Source organism: Streptomyces bikiniensis (assembly GCF_000716625.1).
GTDB lineage: Bacteria > Actinomycetota > Actinomycetes > Streptomycetales > Streptomycetaceae > Streptomyces > Streptomyces bikiniensis.
In genome coordinates, this window is the sequence record NZ_JNXJ01000035.1 from 61722 (window position 1) to 68366 (window position 6645).

A 6645-nucleotide genomic window follows, 5' to 3' on the forward strand; every position below is an offset into this window, starting at 1 on the left:
ACACGACACCCCGCCCGGCCCCCGGGGGCGCACCGGCCCGACAGCACCGGTGCGCCCTCGCACATCGCCTCCCCGCGGGGCCTCCGCCCCCACAGGACCTCAGGCGCCGGGGAGCCCCCGTCCCGGGGAGCCCCGCCCGTGCCGGGGCCGCCCGCCGGCGGTCACGCCGCGTGCCCGCCGTCCACCGAGAACTCCGCCCCCGTCACGTACCGCCCCTCCGGGCCCGCCAGGAAGGCGACCATCGACGCCACCTCGTCCGGGGTGCCGAAGCGGCCGAGGGCCGTGAGGGCCGTCTGGCCCTCCGCGAACGGTCCGTCCGCCGGGTTCATGTCGGTGTCGACCGGACCGGGGTGGACCAGGTTCGCCGTGATGCCCCGGCCGCCCAGCTCGCGGGCGAGCGCCTTGGTCAGGCCCGTCAGGGCGGTCTTGCTCATCGTGTACAGGGTCCCGCCGGGGCCCGGCACCCGCTGGGTCATGCAGCTGCCGATCGTGACGATCCGGCCGCCGTCGGGCAGCCGGCCCGCCGCCGCCTGCGAGGCGAGGAAGACCGCCCGGACGTTCACCGCGAGGACCCGGTCCACGTCCGCGAGGGTCAGCGACTCCAGCGGGCCGAGGACCCCGACGCCCGCGTTGTTCACCAGGACGTCGAGCCGGCCCAGGGCGTCCGCCGCCCACGCGACCGCGCCCGCCGCGTCCCCGGGGTCGGCCGCGTCGGCCCGCAGCGGCAGCGCCTTCCGGCCCGCCGCCTCGATCCGCGCCGCGACCTCGGCGGCCCGCGCCTCGCCCCGTACGTAGGTGAAGGCCACGTCCGCGCCCTCCCGGGCGAGCCGTACCGCCGTCGCCGCGCCGATCCCCCTGCTGCCGCCCGTCACCAGGACCGCCGTGCCGTTCATCGTGGACATCCCGAACCTCCGTCGAAGCACTGAGTGGTTGCGGGTTCAATGAAAGTCGGGGGAGCGGGCGGACGCTGGCGGCAATCGGACGCCGACCCCTCCGGCGGACCGATGAGTTCCGCCCGGCGGCGCGGTCGGAGCTTTCGGAACACGATGGTCCGGAGAACGGAAAGGACACCCGCCATGGCCACCCTCAGCCTCACCCAGTTCCTCACCCTCGACGGCGTCGTCCAGGCGCCCGGCGGCCCCGACGAGGACCGCGGCGACGGCTTCGCACACGGCGGCTGGTCCGTGCCGTACGGCGACGAGGACTTCGGACGCTTCATGGACGAGGTCTTCGCCCGGCCGACCGCCTTCCTCCTCGGCCGCCGCACCTACGACATCTTCGCCGGCTACTGGCCGAAGCGGACCGACCCGGAGAACCCGGTCGCGGCCAAGCTGAACGGCCTTCCCAAGTACGTCGTCAGCAGCACCCTCACCGAGGCCGACTGGGCCGGGACCACCCTGCTCCGCGGCGACGCCGCCCAGGAGGTCGCCGGCCTCAAGGAGCGGCTCGACGGCGAGATCCAGATGCACGGCAGCGCCGGCCTCGCCCGCACCCTCCTCGACCACGACCTCATCGACACCCTCCACCTGCTCGTCTTCCCCGTCGTCCTCGGCACGGGCCGCCGCCTCTTCACCGACGGCGTCCGTCCCACCGCCTTCCGCCCCGCAGGGACGCGCACCACCGCCGCGGGCGTCGCCATCCACACGCACGAGCTCGAAGGACGGCCTTCGTACGGCAGTTACTGAGCGGGCGCGGGGACGCGGGGCGGCCATGGCGGCGGCCGTGGAAAGGTGTAGCCACCACGGGCCGCTCCGGGTACGGTGATCCCTCCGCGTGCGAGCCGCCGAAGCCTCCACCCCGTCCAGAGAGTTGGAGGAACGGCCCCGATGTCGGCTCCGTCGTTCGCCGCCCCCCTGCCCCTCGGCGCCCCGCGCCGCGCCTGGCTCACCGACCTGCCCGTCCTGCTCGTCGCCGCCTTCTGGGGCACCAGCTACCTCGCGGCGAAGGGCATCACCACCACCCACACGGTCGTCGCCGTCCTCGTCCTGCGGTTCGCGGTGGTGCTGCCCGTCCTCGTCGCCGCCGGATGGACCAGGCTCCGCGCCCTGACCGCCGCCCAGTGGCGCGGCGCCGGCACCCTCGGGCTCATCCTCGGCGGGATCTTCCTCCTGGAGACCTATGGCGTCGTCCACACCTCCGCCACCAACGCGGGCCTGATCATCAGCCTCACCATGATCCTCGCCCCGCTCGCCGAGGCCGCCGTCACCGGCGTGCGCCCGACGCGCGCCTTCCTCGCCGCCGCCGCGCTCTCCGTCGCGGGCGTCGTCCTGCTCACCCAGAGCGGCGGCTTCACCGCCCCCTCCGCCGGCGACCTGCTCATGCTGCTCGCCGCCCTCGCCCGTACCGTCCACGTCCTGGCCATGTCCCGGATCAAGGCGGTCCGCTCGGCCGACTCGCTCTCCCTCACCACCGTCCAACTCGGCTCGGCCGTCGCCGTGTTCGCCGTCCTCGCCCTCTTCCCCGGCACCGGCGCCTCCCCCTGGACCGTCGCCCTCGGCTTCGGTCCGCGCGAGTGGGCCGGGCTGCTCTTCCTCTCCGTCTTCTGCACGCTCTTCGCCTTCTTCGTGCAGATGTGGGCCGTCCGCCGCACCTCCCCGTCCCGGGTCAGCCTCCTCCTCGGCACCGAACCCCTCTGGGCCGCCGCCGCGGGCATCGCCCTGGCCGGCGACCGGCCCGGCGCCCTCGGCCTCGCGGGTGCGGTCCTCGTCCTGGCGGGCACCGCCTGGGGCCGCCGCGCCGCCAACGGGGCCGGCCGCCCCGGCGGGGCGGACGAGGACGACCGGTAGGTTCTCCGTTCACGTCCCCGTCGACACGGCCCCCGTCCACGCGTTCCCTCGTCCACACCGACGAGTTCAGGGCCCGCGCCCGCCGCACCCAGGGCTGGGGGACCGGCCTGCTCGCCGTCGCCGGCCTCCTCTGGATCCGGTGCGCCGTCCTCCTCGTCACCCCGTACGAGCAGAGCGACGGCGGCAGCCCCTGCCCCTCCCTCCTCACCAGCGAGTACGTCCACCAGGAGGACTGCGTCGAGTCGCGCGACCGGCCCGGTCCCGTCGCCCTCCTCGGCGGCTCCCTCCCCTTCGCGGTCGCCGGAGCCGGCCTCTGGACGAGCGGTTCCGCCGCGCACCGGACGGCGGACCACCTGGCCGAGGTCACCCGCCTGGACTCCGCCGGCGCCCGACCCCCGTGGTCAGGACTTCGGCACCCGGTCCGAGACGATCAGGACCACCCCGCCGAGCACCGCTATCACGATGTTCGCGAACAGCTCCCGCCCCTCCAGGAACCACACGTTCTCCGTCAGGAACCGGGTCAGGCCCATGAACCGGAACCAGCCGTCCGTCAGCTCGCGGACCACCCCGCACACACCGGCCAGGGCGATCACGGCCCCGACCGTCTCCAGGAATCTCTTCATGTCCCGATCATGGCCGGGGCGGGGGAGCGGCCGCGTCCGACCCCGGTCCACACCCGCCGCTACCGAAGTACCGACCTCCGCGACTTCGGTAGCGACCCGGCCGTCCGCACCCCCGCCGGACGCCCCCGGCTGCGTACATTGCGGACATGACCCGCACGGACCGGCAGCGCCGGCTGCTCCCCTCCCATCTGGTCGAACCGGGCGGGAGCGGGGCGGCGCGGCCCCGCCGCACCGTCCGCGACTGGATCGTGGACACCTCGCTCTTCCTGCTCGCCGCCCTCGTCGGGCTCGTCGCCGCCGACACCAGCGCGCAGTACACCAGCGAGCCCGTCACCCTCTTCGACCAGCTCACCGGCGGGCTCGCCTGCTGCGCGCTCTGGCTGCGCCGCCGGTGGCCGGTCGGGCTCGCGATCGGACTCTCCCTGGCGAACGTGGTGGCGCCGGTCGCCGCCGGCGCCCTCCTCGCGAGCCTGTTCAGCGTCGCCGTACGCCGACCCTTCCGGGAGGTCGCCTGGATCTGCGCGCTCGCCGTCGCCACCTCGGTCGTCCAGGTCTTCCTCCGCCCCGACCCCACCACCAGCCGCACGCTCTCCCTCGTCCTGGGCTTCGTCCTCGTCCTGCTCGTCACCGCCTGGGGGATGCTCGTCCGCTCCCGGCGCCAGCTCGTCGAGGCCCTCAGGGAGCGCGCCCGCCGCGCCGAGGCCGAGGCGGAACTGCGCGCCGCCCAGGCCCAGCGGCTCGCCCGCGAGGCCATCGCCCGCGAGATGCACGACGTCCTCGCCCACCGCCTCACCCTGCTCAGCGTGCACGCCGGGGCCCTGGAGTTCCGGCCCGACGCCCCGCCCGAACAGATCGCCCGCGCCGCCGGCGTCATCCGCGACAGCGCCCACGAGGCCCTCCAGGACCTCCGCGAGATCATCGGCGTGCTGCGCGCGCCCGACGAGGAGGGCGAGGGGAACCGGCCCCAGCCCACCCTCGCCACCCTCCCCGCGCTGGTCGAGGAGTCCCGCGAGGCCGGGGCCGAGGTCGTCCTCGACACCACCGTCGACGACCCGGACGCGGTCCCCGCCGCCACCGGCCGCACCGTCTACCGCATCGCGCAGGAAGGCCTCACCAACGCCCGCAAGCACGCCCCCGGCACCCCCGTCACCGTCACCGTCCGCGGCCGCCCCGGCGAGGGGCTCACCGTCGGCGTCCACAACCCGGCCCCCGCCGGACCCGTCCCGCACGTCCCCGGCTCCGGCCAGGGCCTCATCGGGCTCACCGAGCGCACCGCCCTCGCCGGCGGCCGCCTCGAACACGGCCCGGCCCCCGACGGCGGCTTCGCCCTGCGCGCCTGGCTACCGTGGCCCCCATGACCATCCGGCTGATCATCGTCGACGACGACCCCCTGGTCCGCGCGGGCCTCACCCTCATGCTCGGCGGAGACGACGACCTCGACATCGTCGGCGAGGGCTCCGACGGCCGGGACGTCCCCGAACTCGTCGCCCGGCACGCCCCCGACGTCGTCCTCATGGACATCCGGATGCCCCACGTCGACGGCCTCACCGCCACCGAACTCCTGCGCGCCCGGCCCGGCGCCCCCGAGGTCGTCGTCCTCACCACCTTCCACGCCGACGAGCAGGTCCTGCGCGCCCTGCGGGCCGGTGCCGCCGGCTTCGTCCTCAAGGACACCCCGCCCGCCGAGATCGTCGCCGCCGTCCGCCGGGTCGCCGCCGGGGACCCCGTCCTGTCCCCGGCCGTCACCCGCCAGCTCATGACCCACGTCGCGGGACGACCGGAGCAGCCCCGGCGCACCACGGCGGCCGACCGCCTCGCCGCACTCGCCGACCGCGAACGGCAGGTGGCCGTCGCCGTCGGCCACGGCCGCTCCAACGCGGAGATCGCCACCGAGCTGTACATGAGCGTGCCGACCGTCAAGACGTACGTCTCCCGGATCCTGGCCAAGCTCGGCCTCAACAACCGCGTCCAGATCGCCCTCCTCGTCCACGACGCGGGCCTCCTGGACGGGGAGGACGGCGCGTAGAGCGCCCCGGCGACGGGCGCACCCCGGGCAGCGTCTCCGCGGTGCGGGCGCACCCCCGGGCAGCGCCCCCGCAACGCGTGCGCACCCCCGGCGTGTCAGCCGGAGGCCGCCTCCACCCGCACCGGCCGCCCCTCCCGCCGCGAGCGTTCGCACGCCTCCGCGACCCGCAGCGCCGCCAGGGCCTCGCGCCCGTCGCACGGATTCGGGGCCGCGCCGCGCACGAGCCGCACGAAGGCGTCCAGCTCCGCCTCGTACGCCGGGGCGAACCGCTCCAGGAAGCCGGGCCACGGCTTCTCCGGTGCGGGCGGCCCCTGCGGCTCCACGGAGGTGAGCGGGGTGCGGTCGTCCAGGCCCACCCCGATCTGGCCCCGCTCGCCCGCCAGCTCCATCCGCACGTCGTACCCGGCGCCGTTGCACCGGGTCGCGGTCGCCGTCACCAGCGTGCCGTCGTCCAGGGTGAGGAGCGCGGCGGCCGAGGACACGTCCCCCGCCTCCCGGAACGCCGCCGGACCCGCGTCCGAGCCCGCCGCGTACACCTCGGCGACCTCGCGCCCGGTCACCCAGCGCACCGCGTCGAAGTCGTGCACCAGGCAGTCGCGGAAGAGGCCGCCGGAGAGCGGCAGGTACGCGGCGGGCGGCGGCTCCGGGTCGGAGGTCACCGCCCGTACGGTGTGCAGCCGGCCGAGCCGCCCCGACCGCACCGCCTCGCGGGCCGCCCGGTACCCGGCGTCGAAACGGCGCATGAACCCCAGCTGGAGCTCCGTGCCGGCCGCCGTCACCGCGTCGAGCGCGGCGAGCGTCCCCGGCACGTCGAGCGCGATCGGCTTCTCGCAGAAGGCCGGCAGGCCCGCCCCGGCGGCCCGGGCGATCAGCTCCGCGTGCGCCGCCGTCGCCGAGGCGATCACCACCGCGTCCGGGGCGCTCCCGAGCAGCGCGTCCACGTCCGGCGCCGCCTCCGCCCCCAGCGCCTCCGCGACCCCGGCCGCCCGCGCGGGGTCCGCGTCCGCGACGACCAGGGACCCGACCTCCGGGTGGCGGGCCAGCACCCCCGCGTGGAAGCTCCCGATCCGTCCCGTACCGATGAGTCCGATGCGCATGGCCCCACCGTGGGGGCGCGCACACCCCCTGTCAAGGCAGGTCAGAACGGTGGACACCGTGCCTTCCCGCGCCCTCCCGCCGCCCCCGCGGTCGCCTTCCCGTCCCCCCGCGG

Annotated in this window: 7 protein-coding genes; 4 read left to right on the forward strand and 3 right to left on the reverse strand. The window is 76.0% G+C overall.

Annotated features, from left to right (window positions below; genetic code table 11):
• Positions 1–161: 161 nt before the first annotated feature.
• Positions 162–902, reverse strand: coding sequence for an SDR family NAD(P)-dependent oxidoreductase (locus OO47_RS24980; RefSeq protein ID WP_030219738.1), 741 nt, complete (start codon positions 900–902; stop codon positions 162–164).
• 174 nt (positions 903–1076) lie between these two features.
• Here OO47_RS24980 and OO47_RS24985 point away from each other — a divergent pair, with 174 nt between their 5' ends.
• Positions 1077–1685 (forward strand): dihydrofolate reductase family protein, encoded by a 609-nt coding sequence (locus OO47_RS24985; RefSeq protein ID WP_030219740.1) that lies wholly within the window; start codon positions 1077–1079, stop codon positions 1683–1685.
• Between the two features lie 141 nt (positions 1686–1826).
• On the forward strand, positions 1827–2786 hold the full coding sequence (locus OO47_RS24990) for a DMT family transporter (RefSeq protein WP_030219743.1): 960 nt from the start codon (positions 1827–1829) through the stop codon (positions 2784–2786).
• Between the two features lie 401 nt (positions 2787–3187).
• Here OO47_RS24990 and OO47_RS24995 read toward each other — a convergent pair whose 3' ends face one another.
• Complete coding sequence (locus tag OO47_RS24995; protein ID WP_030219746.1) at positions 3188–3409, reverse strand: hypothetical protein; 222 nt, start codon at positions 3407–3409, stop codon at positions 3188–3190.
• Positions 3410–3555: 146 nt separating this feature from the next.
• Here OO47_RS24995 and OO47_RS25000 point away from each other — a divergent pair, with 146 nt between their 5' ends.
• Together OO47_RS25000 and OO47_RS25005 are read left to right on the forward strand one after the other, a co-directional pair.
• Entirely contained in the window at positions 3556–4767 is a 1212-nt protein-coding gene (locus OO47_RS25000; protein ID WP_030219748.1) for a sensor histidine kinase, read from the forward strand.
• Entirely contained in the window at positions 4764–5435 is a 672-nt protein-coding gene (locus OO47_RS25005; protein WP_030219751.1) for a response regulator transcription factor, read from the forward strand. The genes OO47_RS25000 and OO47_RS25005 overlap by 4 nt, the downstream gene beginning before the upstream one ends.
• A 95-nt stretch (positions 5436–5530) precedes the next feature.
• On the opposite strand, the gene OO47_RS25010 is transcribed toward OO47_RS25005, so the two are convergent.
• Complete coding sequence (locus tag OO47_RS25010) at positions 5531–6532, reverse strand: Gfo/Idh/MocA family protein (protein ID WP_030219754.1); 1002 nt, start codon at positions 6530–6532, stop codon at positions 5531–5533.
• Between the last annotated feature and the right edge of the window lie 113 nt (positions 6533–6645).